Source organism: Siminovitchia terrae, from assembly GCF_003605405.2.
Lineage (GTDB): Bacteria > Bacillota > Bacilli > Bacillales > Bacillaceae_C > Siminovitchia > Siminovitchia terrae.
Map to the genome: position 1 here is coordinate 186227 of NZ_QYTW02000004.1, position 18497 is coordinate 204723.

Below are 18497 nucleotides of genomic sequence, written 5' to 3' on the forward strand. Positions count from 1 at the left end.
TTCACCCATTTAACCTTTTTAATTTTCTACTAATCGTTGATTGATTTACTTCGAGTACTTCGGCAATTTTAGTAGCTGTTTTATATTTCTGTTTAGCTAATTTTAGCAGCTGATCTTCAGTAGCTTTTATACATTTTTTTAAAGGAATAATGTTGTTAACAACAACATCTTTAGAGTGTCTGTGCCCCACTGGAATTAAAAACGCATCTAAATCTGCTTTGTCTATCACGTCGTTTTCAGCTAAAACGACTATTCTTTCAATGATGTTTTGCAGTTCTCTTACATTACCAGGCCAATCATATTGTTGCAGTATTTCGATTACACCATTCGAAAATGTTTTAGACCGCGCATATTTTTCGTTAAAGACATGAAGAAAATGGTGAATAAGAGATAAAATATCATCCTTACGATCTCGTAAAGGAGGAATTTTAATCGGAATAACGTTTAAACGATAATAAAGATCTTCACGAAATGTGCCTTTTTTTACTTCTTCAAATAATTCTCGATTTGTAGCGGTAATAATCCGGATATTTACGTTGATTTGTTCTATCCCGCCAATTCGGGTAAATTTTTGCTCCTGAAGGAAACGTAATAATTTAATTTGTAGAGTAAGCGGCATCTCGCCAATTTCATCAAGAAATAGCGTTCCATTATTTGCTAATTCTAATAAACCTCGTTTTTGTTTAGCTGCGCCTGTAAAAGCCCCTTTTTCATACCCGAATAATTCTGATTCAAGCAGATCTTTTGGAATAGCACCGCAATTTATTGTGATGAAAGGTTTATCAGAACGCTCACTGGAGCAATGGATATAATTAGCTATTACTTCTTTACCAACACCAGTTTCACCTAAGATTAATACTGTTGAATCCACGTTTGCTACTTTTTGGGCAAGTGAAATAACACGTTCCATTTCAATGCTTTGATATACAATATCGTTATTCTTGCTAGCTTTACTTCGTAAATATTCAAGTTCTTTTTTGTAACCTTCCATCAATTGTTTGGTCTCATTTAATTCGGTTTGCAGTCGATCTACAGCCGTAATATCTCGAGAAGCATTAACGACTCTAGTTATTTCCCCGTTCTCATCTTTAATAGGAGTGCCAACAACCATTAAACGTCTCCCTGTTTGAGTCTCTTGGATAAGAGAGACAGTTTCTTTTCTTTCCAGGACTAGTCTTGTAACGGAAGGTTTATAAATCCCGGACTTTTCAAGTTCATATACGTTTTTTCCAATTAATTCTTCTTTCGCTTTTCCCCATAGCTTTTTACAAGCCGAGCTAACCCGAAGTGTGGTTCCATTTTCATCTGATACGTAAATAACATCATATGATATATCAAATATCGCTTTTAAATCACTATTTAAATTTTTGTAAGCATCTAGTTCTTTTAAAAAGACTTCATAATATTGTTCTTCATTAAATAAAAATGAGCCGCCAATCAGTTCATTTTTTTTCTCTGAATAAAGGGGAGAATAATTGAAGAAGAATTTACGGTTTGAATAATAGACATCATAAAAAAAATGATCCTTATCAGAAAGTATGTTTTTATTCATGGCCGGAATTAAACTGAAAATAGACTTTGTTATGATTTTATTTTTATCAACCTGCAGGAGCCCAGCTCCTTTATTATTCATATATTGTATTTTTCCACTTTTATCTGTCATAATATAGCCCGTTCGCAACGAATTGATGGCTGATTCTATAGACACTTCCATATTTCCCCCTCACAACTTCATGCTTTTTTGCATAATAAACGTGCGAAAAAGCATGTTTTTTAAAATCATCATATAATGAATCTTATGCATTAGCAATACTAGCAGGCAAAATTGTGATCAAATGGATTGTGGCATAAAACTTGCAATTAGTATTTATTCAAGAGGAGGGATAATGAAAAGGCTTTTATTGATGATGAAGTAAACAGTAATAAATCTAGTTTGATTGAGGAGGATTATACGAATGAAGCATAGTTATCGTTATAACATTTTGTTCATGATGGTTCTGATGGTTATTATTAACTATATTGATCGTGGAGCCATTTCATATGCGTCTGAGCAAATTATTGCTGAATTTGGTTTTAATGCAATCGCTTGGGGTGCTGTATTAGGTTATTTTGGATACGGATATTTATTTGGAGCACTATTTGGAGGGGCATTAGCTGATAAAAAAGGGCCAAAATTTGTATGGATCATCATCGGTTTGGGTTGGTCGATTTTTGTTATGGCCACTGCTTTTGCAGGTGAAATTGGAATCGCTTTATTTGGAGGTTCAGCCCTCTTCGGTTTTGCATTTATCCGGATATTATTTGGATTTTTTGAAGGCCCAACATTCTCAACTATTAATAAAACAGTAGCAAACTGGGCGACACCTAGAGAAAGAGGCTTTGCTGTTTCTTTAGGTTTGTTAGGAACGCCTCTCGGTGCAATGCTTACAGCTCCTGTTGCAGTATTTCTTTTATCAGTCACTAGTTGGAAAGTCATGTTTCTCATCTTAGCAGCTTTAGGATTGATATGGGTTATTATTTGGACTAAGATGTTCACCAACTTACCTGAAGAACATCCTAAAGTTTCAAAAGAGGAATTGGAAAAAATTCGTTCACAGAGTGATTTGCTTCCAGATGAACAATTAGTTAAAGCAGAAGAAAAAAGCGATATTAGATGGTTTCACTTTTTTAAGAATCCGACTTTAGTTTTTAATGCGATTGGATACTTTGCATTTCAATATATTAACTTTTTGCTTTTAACATGGACGCCGAAATACTTACAAGATGAATTCGGATTCCAATTATCTTCTTTATGGTATTTAGGAATGATTCCATGGATCGGTGCATGTTTTACAGTTTTATTGGGCGGGAAACTTTCGGATTATTTAAGAATGAAGACAGGAAGTTTAAGAATTGCCAGATCAGGTCTGGCTGTAGTTTCGTTATTATTAACTGCAGGTTGCTTTATGTTAATTCCTAGTGCTAATTCGATCGCAGGTGTCATGGTATTGATGACGATCGGAAATGCGTTTAACTCTTTACCAAACTCAGTCTACTGGTCAGTTATTATTGATACAGAACCGAGTAAGGCAGGTACATTTGGCGGTATTACCCATTTCATTACAAATACTGCTACGATTATTGCTCCTACCCTAACAGGATTTTTAGTGATCAGTTATGGCTATTCTTCTATGTTTACAGCAGCTGCAGTTGCTTCTGTGATCGGTATGGTAGCGATGCTATTTGTAAAACCCGGTAAGAGAAAACCTAAAAATATTGCTGTCGTTTAAGCAGGAGTTGATTTTTGATGATGGATATTGTTACAACTGGTAAACGGATTCAAAAGAAAGAGATTTCGCCTGTTGATTTGGTGAGTCAAGCTTTAAAAAAGATTTATGAGGAAAATCCAAAGAATAATTCATTTATTACTGTTTCAGAAGATGAAGCATTAAAACAGGCAAAAATTTTAGAAGAAGAATTAACAGAGGGGAATATAAGAGGGCCGCTACATGGTATCCCAATAGCTATCAAAGATTTGGTTTATACGAAAAAAATAAGAACAACCATGGGTTCTAAAATATATGAAAACTTTATTCCAACTCTTGATGCGACGGTGATTGAAAAGCTAAAAGCGGCAGGGGCGGTCATCATTGGCAAGACCAATACACATGAGTTTGCCTATGGTCCAACAGGGGATCGTTCCTATTTTGGCCCATGTCGAAACCCTCATAATCTAGAGAAAATGTCTGGTGGTTCCAGCAGTGGGTCTGCTGCAGCAGTCGCTGCTAATATGGTGCCAATATCTATCGGTACTGATACAGGTGGATCTATTCGTATTCCATCATCCGCATGTGGGGTTGTCGGGATGAAGCCGACATTTGGTTTAGTAAGTAAAGCAGGCGTTTTTAAACTTGCCTATACACTGGATCACACTGGTCCCATTACAAAAACAGTCAAAGATAACGCAATTTTATTAAATATTATTGCGGGATATGATTCAAAAGACCCTTATTCGTTAAAAAAGGATAAAGAAGACTATTTAAGATTAATTGGCAAAAAAATTAGCGGTAAGACAGTAGGAATCAATTCTTTCTACTTTAATCGGGTTGAAGAAGAAGTTAAAAGTGCAGTGAATAAATGTATAAATATATTAAAAGATATGCAAGTAACGGTGAAAGAGGTTAATATCCCTGTAATGAAAGAAATAGCAGAAGCCCAATCCATCACCATCAAATCAGAGGCTTCAGCTGTACACGTAGACACAATCATTAATCATAAAAATGAAATAGATGAAGAAGTCTATCAAAGATTAGTCAATAGTCAACGAGTTAAAGGTTATGAATATGCGTTATCGCAACTAAAAAGAAATAGGTTAATTGCTCAATATAATGAAGTATTTAGTCAAGTTGATGTTTTAATTGCACCTACACTTCCTATTACAGCTCCTAATATAGGAGAACGTGAAATTGTTATTGAAGATACAAAAGAATCCGTTCAAGATGCTTTATTAAGATTAACATCTCTAACGAATTACACAGGAAATCCATCCTTATCAATTCCATGTGGAAAAGCGAAAAGCGGATTGCCGATCGGTGTTCAATTAATCGCTAAACATGAAGAAGAGGCGATTTTATATCAGTTTGGGGATGCGTTGGAAGAAGCTTTGGATATTCATTTTTCGGCAATATAGTAAAAATTTGGGCGACATCCCAATTTTTTATCAGCTCTTTTACATGCAAATCCAATATTCTAAACAGGGCATCCTCAAAAGAGGATGCTCTTTTTTGATTACTTACCTTAAGCTGGAAGGTTGATCCCCGCAGTTCCAATGTGTCATTTCATTATAAGCAAAAAGTGTTATAGAAAAGAAAAGTAAAGTAAAGTAGGTTTCCTATTATAACGATACTATATAAAATGTAATGCGAGACATTAGAGGCAATCATTTACTCCGCCAAGAAAAATAGATGACAGAGTAAATGATTCTTTAAAATTGAGGACAATTCACTGATTGGGGATAATGCGAGCAATGGAACTTGGAACGGTTTACGTATCAGTTCCATCTGTATGCTCACAGGAATAGCAGTTTTATAGGAACAAATGAAATGAGTTCAGACAGCTAGATAAACATCTAATCCTTTTTTTTCCAGCCGAAGCTTTCCGAAAGTTCAAATGCCTGTTCAAGAACAAAAGAACTCATGTTATCATCATGCGAACTGGGAATGAGATGCGTAAAGCCGACGATAGTAATGCAGCCGAGCATATCATTTCTATAGTCGAGTATCGGAACGCTGAAAGAGGAGACATGCTTTATTAGCGGTTCTGCCGCATATGAAAAGTAGTTTTTTTGTATGTTTGGCAGTTCACGTTCTAACTGTTGTTTCGATTCGGCTGTTAAATGTTTAAGTTCTCTTTGTGTCCATTCTTTAACCTCAGCATGATCCTTAAACGCTACATAGGCTTTTCCAGCGGATGAGAGAATAGGCAGCCGAGTTCCGATTTGTGCACCTATATTAAGCCCTGGTTGGCTGTTCCATATGTTTGCAATGACAGGGCCATCATGCGTCCAGACGTTCAGCAATGCAGTGAGCTGCAACTCCCGGCTTATCTTTTTTAAGAACTGGCTTGCCTGCTGTATTAAATCGAAGCTCCCAATGGCAGCATTTCCAAATTCGATTAACTTACTTCCAAGCTGGTAATAACCATGATCCTTGTTACGATAAAGTAATCCTGTAATGGTTAACGTATTTAAGTATTTATGCAAATTGCTTTTTGTGATTCCCGTGAGTTCCTGGATTTCGGAAAACTTCAGAGGACGGTCTTCGCTAATAAATAACTCAAGTATGCCGATTCCTGTTTGCAATGACTGAATGACAGGAATCGTTTTATTTTTGTCCATTTCCCAAAACCCCTTTTAAACTTTTGGACTTATCATGTCATAGATTTATAAATCTGTCCAATTGTTATTTTTCAATATTGACAATTGAAAGCGGATACGATAAATTTTATTAAAGAGAACAATGTTATCTATAAGTGAATTAAAAGGAGAGGGTAAAATGAAGCTAGTCACTTTTGCACAAAATGGTTTAACGAGAATCGGAGCTGTTGAAGGAGAACAAGTCATCGATTTGAATGCTGCTTTAAAAGCGAAATTGGAGTCTGAAGGGAAAATAAGAGCTGAGAAAATTTCCGAGGCATATATTCCGACTGATATGAAAGGGTTCTTACAAGGTGGGAAGGAGAGCTTGGAGCTTGCCAAAGAATCTGTCCAATTTGCTTTGAATAATGAAAGTGCTGTTCAGCTCGTTTTTGATAAAACAGATGTGAAAGTGGGCGCACCTGTAACAAACCCTGGAAAAATGATTTGTGTTGGCCATAATTATCGTGAACATATTTTGGAAATGGGGCGTGAATTGCCTTCACATCCGGTTCTTTTTGCGAAATTTGCTAATACAATTGTTGGTCCGGAAGATGACATTCCTTTTTATCCAATTTCTGAACAGCTTGACTATGAAGCAGAATTTGCATTTGTTGTGGGAAAGCGCGCTAAGAATGTATCTCAGGAAGATGCACTTGATTATATTGCAGGATACACGATTGTTAATGATGTTACATATCGGGATATCCAACGTCGTACAATCGAATGGCTGCAAGGAAAAGCGGTTGACGGTACTGCGCCAATGGGTCCTTGGCTTGTTACTTCTGATGAGTTGACTGATCCAGCTGGTCTTGAAATTTTATTATCTGTTAATGGAGAAGAGAGACAACGTTCCAACACTGCGAATCTCGTATTTACTGTGCAGCGCCTCGTAGAGTTCCTATCAGAATTAATGACGCTTGAACCAGGAGATGTCATTTTGACTGGTACACCAGGAGGAGTAGGGGTAGCGAGAGAGCCGCAAGCATTTTTGAGAGATGGGGATGTTGTACGCATTGAAGTTGATAAAGTAGGCGTGCTTGAGAACAAAGTGAGAAAAGTGGAGGGATAAATCATGGCCGGTGAGTTTCATCAGCAAGCCATTCAAGATGTAAAAGCTGCAATTGAGGAGATGTTGAACACTGTAAAGGAACTTCCTGAGGATACGATCCGTTGGAAGCCCTCTGAAGAAGAATGGTCCATCATGCAAGTGGTTGCACACGTAGCTGAAGCCATTCCTTTCTGGCTTGGGGAAATCCGTCAAATCATTCAAAGTCCTGAAGATGTATGGGGAAGGGACCACACGAATAAAATTCGTCTGAAGGCTGTAGACGCAAAGGCTGTAGATAGCTTGCCGGTGGATAAAGTCTTTGAGGACCTGAAGAAGATTCCAACCCAAACTGAGGAAACTTTAAGCACATTGACTGATGAACAGTTCCAAATTATTGCTCCTAGCCGCAACCCGAACTTTGATGGAAAACCTGTACAGTTTATTGTTAATAAGCTTATTGTCGGGCATATCCAAGGACACAACGGACAGATTCAACGCAATTTATCCAAGTTAAAGTAAAAGAGAATTCAAATAATATAAAATATGAAAATACTATCCGAAGTTCGGCAATACTGTCCGGAATATGAAAATACTATTCGAAGTTCGGAGAATGTTGTACATGTTCAATTCGATCCGGAATAAATCGCAAATCCTTTGTTCAACTTCTATAAAAGGGGAGATTATGATGGCTGAAAAAAATTCTTTTTTTGAAAGCTCTTTGGTCCAAGATTTTAACAAAGATATAGAACAGTATCACCTTGGACCACTTTGGAATGCAATCCCTGATTTAATGAAACATACTCCTGAACCTCATGCGCAGGCATATTTATGGAAACACGATCTTCTCTACAAAAAATTGATGGAAGCAACTGAGATTTTTACACCAGAACGCGGTGGTGAGCGTCGTGCAATTTATTTGCAGAATCCTGGGTTGAATTATCGTAAACCTTGGGGATGGGCATCTACAACTCAAACCTTGTACGCAGCCGTGCAATTGATTTTGCCTGGGGAAGAGGCGCCTTCTCACCGTCATGTCCAAAATGCATTAAGGTTTGTTATGGAAGGAGAAGGAGCTTACACTATTGTGCAAGGTGAGCGTCTGTTCATGGAACGAGGCGACTTTCTGACAACACCTAATGGACTGTGGCATGGGCATGGTCACCCTGGAGATAAACCGATGATTTGGATGGACTGCCTGGATATTCCGACAATCTACTATCTTGGCGGAACATTTTTTGAGCCGTATCCAGATAAACTTGAAAAGCCATCTTTACCGGATAACTATTCGCAGCAGCGCTATGAAGGCGGAATGGTTCGTCCAATTGGGGACCGCTATAAGAAGAAGGCACCGCTCGGAAACTTTAAGTGGAAGCAAACCGAAGCTGCTATCCAAGGATTGAGCAGGTTTGAGCCCGATCCGTTTGACGGTTATGCAGTCGAGTTTATCAATCCTTCAAACGGTCAAACAGCGTGTCCGACCATTGCTGCTTGGATGCAAAAGCTGCCGAAAGGATTCCATTCGAAGGCACATCGCCATACCCATGCATCCATATACCATGTACATGAAGGTTCAGGTTATTCGGTTATTAATGGCGTCCGTTTTGACTGGGAAAAAGGCGACTACTTCGTCGTGCCAAACTGGGCATGGCATGAGCATATCGCAGAAGAAGATACGTACCTCTTCCAAACGAATGATTTGCCAATCTTAGAGAAATTCGGTTTGGAGAAGAAGCAGGAGCTTGATACAAATAATGGCTATCAGGAAGTAAAATCAGAATTTAAGCCCGTCATGGTTTAACTTCATTCAGCAGAAGTCTCCCACTTTTGTAAGTGGTGAGATGAATGCCTATTGGTATTCCATTCAGTGGGGGGTCAAACCCCGGCTGAATAAAGTTAAAGCCTCCGGCGGATGCCACAGATTTTCAGAGGAATTTATCGAGCGGAGCTCGATAAAATCTGGGCGCAAATACGCCAAGGCGCATTTGATATAAAATAAGGGGGTTTTGCACATGAGAGAGTGGCACAAAAAGAAATGGATACTTATTTTAAGCTTAGTATGTATGTTGGTCGTTTCTGGCTGCGGAATTGATCAAAGTAGTAGCAGTGCTAAAGACGGATCAGATGCTAAAAATGGTGATGAAATTAAAATTGGCGTCATAGTTGCTGAAACAGGCCCTGCGTCCACCCTTGGAAGCTCCCAAGCGAATACGGTCAAGCTTTTACAAAAGCAGTTGGATGAAGCAGGGCCAATTGATGGGAAGAAAATCAAAATTATCAAACATGACTATGAAACCGATGATACAAAGGCAGTTGTCGCTATGGATAAATTACTATCGGAAGATGTAGCGGCTGTTGTTGGAGCAACACAATCCAGTACATCGATGGCCATTATGCCGAAAGCGATTGAGAACAAAATTCCTTTAATGACAGTGGCGCCAATTGAATCAGGCAGTGAGTATGTTTATAGTATGTCGCACAGTACAACTGTTATCAGTACTCCGATTGTTGAGTACTTAAAAAAGAATAATATTTCCAAAGTTGGATGGATCAATGCTTCTGATGGATTTGGCGTTACCGGTTTACCAGCTTTTGAGAAGCTAGCGAAAGAAAATAATATAGAAATTGTTGCTCATGAAGAATTTGATGCAACAGCAACGGATATGACCATTCAATTGACAAAAATTCGAGATGCTAAACCCGAAGCCGTGATCGTTTGGTCCAGAACCCCTGCAGCAGGTGTGGTCGCCCGTAATTTTAAATCATTGGATTTTGATATTCCAATGATTCAAAGCACAGCCGCTGCTAACCAGGGATTCCTTGATCAAGTGAAAGACGATAACGAAAATGTGATGGTAATCGGAAGTAAATTAAGTGTAGTAGACCAGCTGGAGGACTCAAAGCAAAAAGAAGAGCTTTTGGCATTTAGAGACGCATATACGGATGAATTCTCGGGCGGCGAACCAGATTTGTTTGCGGCACACCTTCTTGACGGGGTAAATGTGGTCATTGAGGCAATTAAAGCTGGGAACACGACTTCTGAAGATATACAGAACTATTTACAAAAAGATTTGGGTGAATATTTGGGGATTACCGGAACCTTTCATTTTGCAGAAACCCAAGCCAGTCCAGAGGCTGATGGTATTTCAGTCCTGAGTATTGAAAACAACACATGGAAATATAACGGCCAATAAATAAGAGGTTATTGGTTTCAAAACCATAATTATCTGAACCGTTCCCGAAAAGAGTATTTGAAAGGGAGACCTATGACAAGACAAGCTGTCATTGTCATAGGTCTTTTGAAAGGAGCACAGTTTATGGATTTATTTTTGCAGTATTTAATAACTGGTTTAACGGTTGGGAGCATATATGCTTTGCTCGCTATAGGATTTGTTACCATTTATAATGTGACCGGTGTACTAAATTTGGCACAAGGGGAATTTGCCATGGTGGGAGCTTTAACCTGTATTACCCTTGTGAATCTGGGGCTGCCAACAATTTTAGCCGTTTTCAGTGCCATTTTTATTACTGCCACGATTGGTTTTGGAGTAGAGAGATTGGCCATTTATCCAGCACGAAATGCATCCACTATTACCCTGATTGTGATTTCACTCGGATTGTCCATTTTTTTAAAGGGAATGGGGATGATTATTTGGGGAACTTCTCCCAAAACGCTTAAGCCAATTGTAGACATGGCGTCCATCAAATTTTTAGGATCGGTGATAAACCCTCAAAGTATTTGGATCTTTGCTGTTGTTATCCTGCTTTTGCTTCTTCTCTATTATTTTTTCGACAAAACTTTTCTAGGCTCGGTTTTAAGGGCAAGTGAAAAAAACCCGCAGGCAGCAAGTCTTATGGGAATCAATACAAGTTCAATGTCTGCATTAGCCTTTACACTGGCCGCAGCTTTAGGTGCGATTGCAGGCATTATGGTGGCTCCCTTGACAGATGCAACATACGAGATGGGGTTTTTTATCGGATTAAAAGGTTTCGTTGCCATGATATTTGGCGGCATGCATAGTATTTCAGGGGCAGTTTTGGGTGGTTTGCTCCTTGGTGTCATTGAAGCTTTTTCAGGCGGATATATTTCAACATATTATAGTGATGCGATTGCATTTGGGGTTTTACTTTTCGTATTGTTCTTTAGACCACAAGGTTTATTCGCAAGAGCCACTGGTGAACGGGTATAGAGAGGAGGAAACGTCGTGAAAAATATTGAGACAATGCTATATGGAAGTCGCTGGAGAGAGCTTCTTGTTTTTCTTGGAATCGTTTTCCTTTCTCCCATCTTTATTTCATCGCAGTACCTTTTTACACTGTTCATTTTGATTGGTATTTATTCCATTATAACAGTCGGACTCAGCCTTTTGATTGGGTATACTGGGCAAATTTCGATTGGACATGCTGCTTTTTTTGGCATAGGTGCTTATATTTCGGGAGTCCTCACAACCAAGTACGAGATGTCTGCTTGGGGGGCCATGCTTATTGGAATGGTTGTAACTTTTTGTTTAGCCTACATCATCGGCATCCCAGTTTTAAAATTAAAGGGACATATATTAGCTCTTGCTACAATCGCCATTAACGTCATTGTATATATATTGCTGCTAGGATTAAGTGAGTATACGGGAGGAGCTGGCGGATTGGTCGGGATTCCAAATTTGTCGCTATTTGGTATTGATCTTGGCAATCAACTGTATTTCTATTATTTCCTCTGGGGAATTGCTTTCCTTGTCATTTTGTTTTCAATGAATATTATTCGCTCCAGTATCGGCCGCTTGTTGCGGAGTATACATGACAGTGAAATCGGAACCGAGACTTTGGGGATAAATGCAGCAAAATACAAGGTGATGATTTTTTCGATTAGTGCAGCGTACGCTTCATTGGCAGGAAGTTTATATGCCCATTATATCAACTTTATAGCTCCGCCAACCTTCTATATCACTTTTTCCATATTGTTGCTGGTTATGGTAATGGTCGGCGGGGTCCATTCTATTTGGGGAGCAATCATTGGCACCACGGCCATCATGTTTTTAAATGAGTTCATCAGGTTTATTGCACATAATTATTTAAATGTAAGCGGGGAAGTTGAGATCGTTTTTTACGGATTAATTATTATCTTGGTCATGATTTTTATGCCTAAAGGTTTGGTTGGTGTCTTTGAACGTTTAAGAAGTAATGTATTGATTAAAAACCGTATGAAAAAGAGCGTTACTTCTGAGAAAGGGGTGTAAAATGAATAAATTTCTAGACGTAAAAGAATTAACCAAGCGGTTTGGCGGAGTAACAGCAGTGAATAATGTGAGCTTTGCATTGGGAGAAGGGGAGGTCATGGCTGTCATTGGTCCAAATGGTGCTGGTAAAACCACATTGTTTAATATGATCTCTAACTATATCTCTCCGACTCAAGGGGAAGTTCTGTATAAAGGGGAACGCTTAACTGGAAAAAAGGTGTTTGAATTGGCTCACCTCGGGATCTCAAGGACGTTTCAAAATTTACAAATATTCACCAACATGACCGTTTTGGAGAATGTGATGATGGGTACGTTTGTTCAAACAAAATCAAATATTTTTAGTGCGGGCTTTCGACTGCCTGTCATCAAAAAAGCTGAAGAGGAAGCCTATCGCATGGCAAGTGGAGCATTAAAAATGGTCGGTCTTGGTGATCTTTTATTGGAAAAAGCCGGGCAACTATCATACGGACAACAGAAGAAACTTGAGTTTGCGAGAGCCATTGTTTATAATCCGGCATTAATCATGCTCGACGAGCCAATGGCCGGTTTAAACGATTTTGAAACCAGTATCATGGCTGGCTATATTAAAGATTTAAAAAAGAAGGGCTCTTCCTTTTTGTTTGTTGAGCATAAAATGGCAACTGTGATGGAAATCGCCGATCGAATAGTAGTACTCGATTTTGGAAAGAAAATTGCCGAAGGCACTCCAGGTGAAATCCAAAATAATGAACACGTTATTAGTGCCTACTTGGGTGAGGAGGCGATATAATGTTCCAGGTTAAAAATTTGTCAACAAGCATTGATAAAATACAGATCCTCCATTCCTTGGATTTCCATGTGAATGAAGGAGAGATTATTTCCATTATCGGGGCAAACGGAGCAGGAAAGAGTACACTGTTAAATACACTGGCTGGATTGTGTAAGCCATTAGAGGGGAAGATAACCCTTTTCGATGAGGTACTCAGCGGATTGCCGGCTTATAAAGTCGTGGGGAAGGGACTTAGCTTGGTCCCTGAAGGGCGGCAAGTATTTCCTAATTTAACAGTGAAAGAAAATCTTCTTCTAGGCATTTATACAAAATATTATAAAGACAAAAATCTTGTAAATAAAAACATGGAAAAAATGCAAGAAATGTTCCCGGGATTGAAGAAACATTTCGATAATTTGGGTGGAAACTTAAGTGGTGGAGAACAGCAAATGCTGGCCATCGCCAGAGGGTTAATGTCCAACCCAAAAATTATTTTACTGGACGAGCCTTCGATGGGACTTGCGCCAAAAATTGTAGCGGAAATACTAGATATCTTGGAGATTATCAAGCGTGAAATGGGTACAATGGTCATATTGGTTGAACAAAATGTAAGAGCTGCCTTGAAAGTGGCGGACCGTGCCTATGTCATGGATCAAGGCAGATTTATTATGAACGGTCCGAGAGACGAAGTCAGTACGAATCCGCTTGTGAAATCAGCTTACTTGGGGATAAAGGCCACGGGATAATTCAATTTGTGGCTCCTCCATAGATTATGGGGTGCCTTTTTTTGCTCAGATTTTATCAGATGGAGAAAAGTGAACTGATTACAATATTGGCAAAATCTAATTGCAATGGGTGAGGCTGCAATTGATAAATGTCAAAAATTGAAACAGGTAAGTGAATCCCAGGCTAAAAGGGGGGGGGCAATAAAGTGTGTAAGTTCAAATGCACTCAAGATATTTTAAAACCCGATCTTTAAGGTTAGCATGGAGGAGAAGATGGTTCATGACCATTGTCTAATTTTGGATATGGCCACCTTCCCATTTAGTTTCCAGTTCTTTGATACGCAAATATAATATGGTTGGGTAATGCTCCTTTTTTAGTGACCTTTCAGAAACTAGAACGGATGCTTTCAACTGCATTGTTTTGTATACATCACTTTACGAGTAGCACTGCCATAATCAAAGAACTGCTTAACATAGTGGAAATTTTTTGTCCAAACATCAATCGGTCCTGGGTAGGCAGCCCATTGTTGTTGAAAGGATTCAAAGGTGCTTTGACAAGGTGTACCATATACCTATTTTAAAAATTTGGTAAAAGACTTATAATCCTTAATGGAGAGAAGCTTTTAACAACCTTACTATAATAAAATGTAGTAAGGCTCTTTCTTATCTCAAAATTAAAAAACTATATTAGTACTTTACATCATCTCGCCTTTTAACTTCATTCAGCAGAAGTCTCCCACTTCTGTAAGTGGTGAGATGAATGCATATTGGCATTCCATTCAGTGGGGTTTCAAACCCCGGCTGAATAAAGTTAAAGCCTCCGGCGGATGCCACAGATTTTCAGAGGAAATTTATCGAGCGGAGCTCGATAAAATCCATGATCAAATACGCCAAGGCGCATTTGATCATGGATTCAAAAGAAAATACCCTTTAGTGCATACTACTGTTCATTTAAAATAAAGATTGATAATTTAAAATAAAGTTTGATTAAAATCCTGTTTTTTTCTTTAACTATAGGAACAGTTTAATGGAAGAATATGAATTTTGTAATTTGTAAATGTTAAGTTATAATGAATGCTTAAAAAATTATGGAGGTATAAAAAATGGGAGAAAATGCAAAAACTCCTCAACCACCCTATTACGCAGTGGTATTTACTTCGCAACGAACTGATGGCGATAGAGGTTATGGTAAAATGGCGGAAAAAATGGAGAAATTGGCTTCTCAACAACAAGGATTTTTAGGCATAGAAAGTGCAAGAGATAGTGGATTAGGTATAACTGTTTCATATTGGGAGTCCTTAGAGGCCATAAGAAATTGGAAAGAAAACTCAGCCCATAAATTTGCACAAGAAAAAGGCATAGAAGAATGGTATAAAAACTATACTGTTAGGATTTGTAAAGTTGAGAGGGTATACTCCTTTGAAATGTAATTCTTATAAAGATAACGGGTGCTTCGTACTTTATTTTAAAGCTACAATTGCATGTCTTCTAGAGCCTCTGGTTGGTAGTTTTCTAGTATTTGGTTCGCTAGCTTGACAGCTTTCTCATCACGCTATATTTTTCCCAAATAGAATAACCTCCCGTTTGAATTATATAAAAACTGACCTGCGAAGTAAGGGCCGCACGCTCTCTCACTTACACAGCTCAGTTTACACTCCCGTTCAAGAAAAGAATTATATTAAATTATTCATATTAGCTTAATTTCCAAAATCCCGTTCAAGCCGTTATTCAAGAATCTGGCTCTTTAATGGAATACCATGGTTGTAGTTTTTAAACAACTAACAAAAACCCCCTTGGATTAAATTGTCTCAGCAGACCATATCCAAGGTTTTTTCAGTCGAATTATACCAACTACTCCTTTGCTCTAAAAAATATAAGTATTGTGGATTACATTAAGCAGGGGTTCAAACCCCGGCTGAATAAATAAAGTCAAAGCCTCCGACGGATACCACAGATTTTCAGAGGAAATTTATCGAGCGGAGCTCGATAAAATCTGGGCGCAAATACGCCAAGGCGCATTTGATTTAATACAAGCTTCTTTCGTTCGACATTAAGGGTATTGGGAACATAGTGTGGAAAGAGAGTTAATAAGACCTTCCTCCAGCCTTAGTCAGTGTGAAAAGATCGGAACCATATAGACCCTTTCATAGCCAGTTTATGATCAAGGCAGAGGTCTTCATTTTACGAAGTTAGCTTTAAACCAATAGCTGCCCCTAATACCATTGTTATAAAAATAATCCTTTTCCAGTCTTTTGATTCACCATATAAAATCATTCCTAATATTGCTCCACCAGAAGCACCAATCCCTGTCCAAACTGCATATGCGGTTCCCATAGGTAATGTTTTCATTGCATATGCAAGAAAAAGAAAACTCGCTCCAAATCCAAGAATTAACAATACCAGCGATTGCCAATTACGATCTTTATGCAATTTATTTATTATCGAAACACCAAGCACTTCAAATAAACCTGCAACTACTAAAGAAGCCCATGCCATTAAGATTCAGCCCCTTCTTGAACATTGTCTTTAGTAACAAATTTCAAACCAATTACTCCTGCTAATAAAACCAAAGTCAGTATAACCTTTGTTACTTTAAATGGTTCACCAAAAAATACGATATCTGAAAAAACCGTCCCTGCCGTACCTAATCCTACAAACACTGCATAGACCGTTCCAACTGGAAGTGTTCTGCCTGCCATGATCATTAAATAAAAACTGACCACAATAGAGATGACTGTTCCTGTCCAAGTCCAAAAGTCATCTGCGTGTTTTAATCCAATAACCCAAAATACCTCAAATACCGCAGCAATAACTACATTTATCCAATTTGTATTCATTCAACCAACACCTCCAATATTATTCTTTCCATAAAACAATAAAAGCCTAAGAGATAACTGTTAAACAGTATCTCCCAGGCTTTTATCCTTCCGTGACACAGCAGGGCTGTGAGTTTTCTCTTGGACCAGACTAACATACTTGTTACGGAACCCTAGAAAACATTTGCTTTATTTAATTATCTAAAATTATACACAAATTTAGTCTTTATTCAAGTTTTAACTTCATTCAGCAGAAGTCTCCTACTTCTGTAAGTGGTGAGATGAATGCTTATTGGTATTCTATTCAGTGGGGGGGCAAACCCTAGCTGAATAATTAAAGCCTTCGGCGGATGCCACAGATTTTCAGAGGAAATTTATCGAGCGGAGCTCGATAAAATCTGGGCGCAAATACGCCAAGGCGCATTTGATTTTCCACACCATTATTTGGTTTATGGTTTTATAAATAATTACATAACTATCGAGGTTTCTACATGAAAATGCGAATACATGACATAAATTGAAAGGCCCGGTGATTAAATAGCGGCGATTGATGTTATCAGATAACTTAAATAAAAACAGGCCCGGCGCTGGCCGGACTTTATCCCAGTTACTTGAACATGTACAAATGATCAAAGCTTGAAAGTACGAGCAGGAGTAAATAAACCGATTTTAGACGAACATCAATTGCCAGTTATTTTTTAAAGAGACCTGCTTCCACTGCTGCACCAAAACTTTTTTTAGCAAAATCAAATGGATCCCCTACATTTTCCCAATGCATATACATTAAACGAGGGTCATCAAAAAGCCAATGATTATGAACTGCTGTAACAATTAATCCCCTTTTACGTAATGCTGAAAGGAATGGATTAATCTCTTTTTGAAGAATAACAGTTTCACCTAGGTTAAGAGTTTTTCCTCCTATGTTGTTTTCAAAAGAAAGTGCAAACGGAAGTGCTAAAGGAGAACGGGTGCGACGCCCCAAAATGGTAGCGTCAATGTTTCTTAAACGTTGAACAAGACAGACAGGAGCTGATGTAATAACCTCCCCACCTATAATATTTGCTAATCTTTGGCAAGTAGATGTAGACTTAGAAGACTTGGACGAAGACTTAGACGAAGGAATAAACAAAGACGATAACGAAGATGATTCCATATTCTCCCTCCTTTCATTCAAATTTCTATAACGTATGCATAGTTAGAAATGCCTGTCTAGATAAATATAATAACTTTTGATTAATAGGCTAGATTTAGGCTTCAATTCATGACATCCCAATCAAAATAAGGATTGTTCATCAAGGTGTTAACAAACCATTTGAAAAAATAGGCAGTAATTTAAAAGGTTGCGAGGATAAATAAATATGATAATAATGAGTTTGTCCCTATTTTTCAAGAGCCACTTCTTATTGTAGGAAGGCTTTTTTATTTCTGAAAAAAAATCCTCGTTTCTACCAGACAATCTATCCAATCATGTTCGATAATCTCCAATATATTATTAATGAGTCGGCCGACTTAAATAATGAATAGGAGAGATGTATATGTGTTTTGAAGATGAGTTTGACTTCGAGGACGAGCGGAGAAGAAGGCGAGTAAGACTGATTTGTAAATGTCGGGAAGTAAGACGTGAGCGTGAAGAAAGAGAACGCGAGCGTGAATTCAAATGCAGATGCAGAGAACGCAGGCGTAGACACGAGCACGAAGATTGTGATTGGTAATAAAATCAGGCCCGGCGTTGACCGGGCTTATTGCTACTGGATATACATTTTATCGGTGACCTCGCTTTAATTCTCCGGGTTTCTCCACAATTGCGCCCGATAGTTGAACAAGGCATATTCTTAGTTTTATCAAATGCCCCTAAAAAAGTTTTTGATTGCTTCAAGACGTATATTATGACTACAATCTTCACAACAAAAAATACTATTTCTATTTTTTTTGAACTGTTTATATCGCGTGCTTCCTGGAAAAACTCTAAATTTTTTTTTGCAGTTATAACAGATCACCTCATATGAAACCATCTTTTTCCCCCACTTTAATAATGT

19 protein-coding genes, 1 pseudogene and 1 riboswitch are annotated in these 18497 nt (G+C 38.2%); of the genes and pseudogenes, 13 read left to right on the forward strand and 7 right to left on the reverse strand.

All coding sequences use genetic code 11. The features are described 5' to 3' along the window. Window position 1: 1 nt before the first annotated feature. On the reverse strand, window positions 2–1708 hold the full coding sequence (locus D5F11_RS06925) for a sigma-54 interaction domain-containing protein (protein ID WP_245998103.1): 1707 nt from the start codon (window positions 1706–1708) through the stop codon (window positions 2–4). Between the two features lie 247 nt (window positions 1709–1955). Here D5F11_RS06925 and D5F11_RS06930 point away from each other — a divergent pair, with 247 nt between their 5' ends. Further along, the gene (locus tag D5F11_RS06930) at window positions 1956–3269 is read left to right on the forward strand and encodes an MFS transporter (RefSeq protein WP_120115357.1); all 1314 of its coding nucleotides are present in this window, start codon (window positions 1956–1958) and stop codon (window positions 3267–3269) included. Between the two features lie 17 nt (window positions 3270–3286). Further along, window positions 3287–4669 (forward strand): amidase, encoded by a 1383-nt coding sequence (locus D5F11_RS06935; RefSeq protein ID WP_245998104.1) that lies wholly within the window; start codon window positions 3287–3289, stop codon window positions 4667–4669. 438 nt (window positions 4670–5107) lie between these two features. On the opposite strand, the gene D5F11_RS06940 is transcribed toward D5F11_RS06935, so the two are convergent. Further along, window positions 5108–5875, reverse strand: a complete 768-nt coding sequence (locus D5F11_RS06940) for an IclR family transcriptional regulator (protein ID WP_120115356.1) — start codon at window positions 5873–5875, stop codon at window positions 5108–5110. Between the two features lie 157 nt (window positions 5876–6032). Between D5F11_RS06940 and D5F11_RS06945 the strand changes: the two genes are divergently transcribed. The 9 genes from D5F11_RS06945 (at window position 6033) to D5F11_RS06980 (ending at window position 13666) form a co-directional block, all read left to right on the forward strand. Next, on the forward strand, window positions 6033–6965 hold the full coding sequence (locus tag D5F11_RS06945; protein ID WP_120115355.1) for a fumarylacetoacetate hydrolase family protein: 933 nt from the start codon (window positions 6033–6035) through the stop codon (window positions 6963–6965). Window positions 6966–6968: 3 nt separating this feature from the next. Further along, a complete protein-coding gene (locus tag D5F11_RS06950; RefSeq protein WP_120115354.1) occupies window positions 6969–7463 on the forward strand; it encodes a DinB family protein in 495 nt (164 codons plus the stop codon). A 166-nt stretch (window positions 7464–7629) separates the two neighbouring features. After that, entirely contained in the window at window positions 7630–8742 is a 1113-nt protein-coding gene (locus D5F11_RS06955; RefSeq protein WP_120115353.1) for a cupin domain-containing protein, read from the forward strand. Between the two features lie 40 nt (window positions 8743–8782). Beyond that, the gene (locus tag D5F11_RS26080) at window positions 8783–8935 is read left to right on the forward strand and encodes a hypothetical protein (protein ID WP_185830544.1); all 153 of its coding nucleotides are present in this window, start codon (window positions 8783–8785) and stop codon (window positions 8933–8935) included. Window positions 8936–8953: 18 nt separating this feature from the next. Continuing rightward, window positions 8954–10135, forward strand: a complete 1182-nt coding sequence (locus D5F11_RS06960; protein ID WP_120115352.1) for an ABC transporter substrate-binding protein — start codon at window positions 8954–8956, stop codon at window positions 10133–10135. 72 nt (window positions 10136–10207) lie between these two features. Next, the gene (locus D5F11_RS06965; RefSeq protein ID WP_244862180.1) at window positions 10208–11131 is read left to right on the forward strand and encodes a branched-chain amino acid ABC transporter permease; all 924 of its coding nucleotides are present in this window, start codon (window positions 10208–10210) and stop codon (window positions 11129–11131) included. A 15-nt stretch (window positions 11132–11146) separates the two neighbouring features. Then, on the forward strand, window positions 11147–12172 hold the full coding sequence (locus D5F11_RS06970; RefSeq protein ID WP_120115351.1) for a branched-chain amino acid ABC transporter permease: 1026 nt from the start codon (window positions 11147–11149) through the stop codon (window positions 12170–12172). Between the two features lies 1 nt (window position 12173). Continuing rightward, complete coding sequence (locus tag D5F11_RS06975; protein WP_120115350.1) at window positions 12174–12941, forward strand: ABC transporter ATP-binding protein; 768 nt, start codon at window positions 12174–12176, stop codon at window positions 12939–12941. Beyond that, the gene (locus tag D5F11_RS06980) at window positions 12941–13666 is read left to right on the forward strand and encodes an ABC transporter ATP-binding protein (protein WP_120115349.1); all 726 of its coding nucleotides are present in this window, start codon (window positions 12941–12943) and stop codon (window positions 13664–13666) included. The genes D5F11_RS06975 and D5F11_RS06980 overlap by 1 nt, the downstream gene beginning before the upstream one ends. 195 nt (window positions 13667–13861) lie before the next feature. Here the strand turns inward: D5F11_RS06980 and D5F11_RS27285 are convergent. Continuing rightward, window positions 13862–14268 (reverse strand): annotated as a pseudogene (locus tag D5F11_RS27285) (IS256 family transposase); the annotation flags it as partial. A gap of 133 nt (window positions 14269–14401) precedes the next feature. On the opposite strand from D5F11_RS27285, the gene D5F11_RS06990 reads away from it, so the two are divergent. Together D5F11_RS06990 and D5F11_RS06995 are read left to right on the forward strand one after the other, a co-directional pair. After that, window positions 14402–14605, forward strand: coding sequence for a hypothetical protein (locus D5F11_RS06990; protein ID WP_120115348.1), 204 nt, complete (start codon window positions 14402–14404; stop codon window positions 14603–14605). 143 nt (window positions 14606–14748) lie between these two features. Further along, window positions 14749–15075, forward strand: coding sequence for an antibiotic biosynthesis monooxygenase family protein (locus D5F11_RS06995; protein WP_120115347.1), 327 nt, complete (start codon window positions 14749–14751; stop codon window positions 15073–15075). Between the two features lie 751 nt (window positions 15076–15826). Here the strand turns inward: D5F11_RS06995 and D5F11_RS07000 are convergent. From D5F11_RS07000 to D5F11_RS27290, 4 genes are all read right to left on the reverse strand, one after another. Beyond that, window positions 15827–16141, reverse strand: coding sequence for a DMT family transporter (locus D5F11_RS07000; protein WP_120115346.1), 315 nt, complete (start codon window positions 16139–16141; stop codon window positions 15827–15829). Then, window positions 16141–16482 (reverse strand): DMT family transporter, encoded by a 342-nt coding sequence (locus D5F11_RS07005; RefSeq protein ID WP_120115345.1) that lies wholly within the window; start codon window positions 16480–16482, stop codon window positions 16141–16143. Before D5F11_RS07005 ends, D5F11_RS07000 begins: the two co-directional genes overlap by 1 nt. 69 nt (window positions 16483–16551) lie before the next feature. Next, window positions 16552–16649, reverse strand: a riboswitch (guanidine-I (ykkC/yxkD leader). 503 nt (window positions 16650–17152) lie between these two features. After that, window positions 17153–17614 (reverse strand): DUF1259 domain-containing protein, encoded by a 462-nt coding sequence (locus D5F11_RS07010; protein ID WP_120115344.1) that lies wholly within the window; start codon window positions 17612–17614, stop codon window positions 17153–17155. A gap of 688 nt (window positions 17615–18302) precedes the next feature. Beyond that, window positions 18303–18473 carry a DUF2197 domain-containing protein gene (locus tag D5F11_RS27290; protein WP_120115343.1) on the reverse strand — a complete coding sequence of 57 codons (171 nt, stop codon included), beginning with the start codon at window positions 18471–18473 and terminating at the stop codon, window positions 18303–18305. Window positions 18474–18497 lie beyond the last annotated feature (24 nt).

What these genes read in the sequence shown, in the direction of transcription:
- D5F11_RS06930 (WP_120115357.1), top strand. Translation starts at nt 1,956, where the DNA reads ATGAAGCATAGTTATCGTTATAACATTTTGTTCATGATGGTTCTGATG.
- D5F11_RS06935 (WP_245998104.1), top strand. Translation starts at nt 3,287, where the DNA reads ATGATGGATATTGTTACAACTGGTAAACGGATTCAAAAGAAAGAGATT.
- D5F11_RS06940 (WP_120115356.1), bottom strand. Translation starts at nt 5,875, where the DNA reads ATGGACAAAAATAAAACGATTCCTGTCATTCAGTCATTGCAAACAGGA.
- D5F11_RS06945 (WP_120115355.1), top strand. Translation starts at nt 6,033, where the DNA reads ATGAAGCTAGTCACTTTTGCACAAAATGGTTTAACGAGAATCGGAGCT.
- D5F11_RS06950 (WP_120115354.1), top strand. Translation starts at nt 6,969, where the DNA reads ATGGCCGGTGAGTTTCATCAGCAAGCCATTCAAGATGTAAAAGCTGCA.
- D5F11_RS06955 (WP_120115353.1), top strand. Translation starts at nt 7,630, where the DNA reads ATGGCTGAAAAAAATTCTTTTTTTGAAAGCTCTTTGGTCCAAGATTTT.
- D5F11_RS26080 (WP_185830544.1), top strand. Translation starts at nt 8,783, where the DNA reads ATGAATGCCTATTGGTATTCCATTCAGTGGGGGGTCAAACCCCGGCTG.
- D5F11_RS06960 (WP_120115352.1), top strand. Translation starts at nt 8,954, where the DNA reads ATGAGAGAGTGGCACAAAAAGAAATGGATACTTATTTTAAGCTTAGTA.
- D5F11_RS06965 (WP_244862180.1), top strand. Translation starts at nt 10,208, where the DNA reads ATGACAAGACAAGCTGTCATTGTCATAGGTCTTTTGAAAGGAGCACAG.
- D5F11_RS06975 (WP_120115350.1), top strand. Translation starts at nt 12,174, where the DNA reads ATGAATAAATTTCTAGACGTAAAAGAATTAACCAAGCGGTTTGGCGGA.
- D5F11_RS06980 (WP_120115349.1), top strand. Translation starts at nt 12,941, where the DNA reads ATGTTCCAGGTTAAAAATTTGTCAACAAGCATTGATAAAATACAGATC.
- D5F11_RS06990 (WP_120115348.1), top strand. Translation starts at nt 14,402, where the DNA reads ATGAATGCATATTGGCATTCCATTCAGTGGGGTTTCAAACCCCGGCTG.
- D5F11_RS06995 (WP_120115347.1), top strand. Translation starts at nt 14,749, where the DNA reads ATGGGAGAAAATGCAAAAACTCCTCAACCACCCTATTACGCAGTGGTA.
- D5F11_RS07000 (WP_120115346.1), bottom strand. Translation starts at nt 16,141, where the DNA reads ATGGCATGGGCTTCTTTAGTAGTTGCAGGTTTATTTGAAGTGCTTGGT.
- D5F11_RS07005 (WP_120115345.1), bottom strand. Translation starts at nt 16,482, where the DNA reads ATGAATACAAATTGGATAAATGTAGTTATTGCTGCGGTATTTGAGGTA.
- D5F11_RS07010 (WP_120115344.1), bottom strand. Translation starts at nt 17,614, where the DNA reads ATGGAATCATCTTCGTTATCGTCTTTGTTTATTCCTTCGTCTAAGTCT.
- D5F11_RS27290 (WP_120115343.1), bottom strand. Translation starts at nt 18,473, where the DNA reads ATGGTTTCATATGAGGTGATCTGTTATAACTGCAAAAAAAAATTTAGA.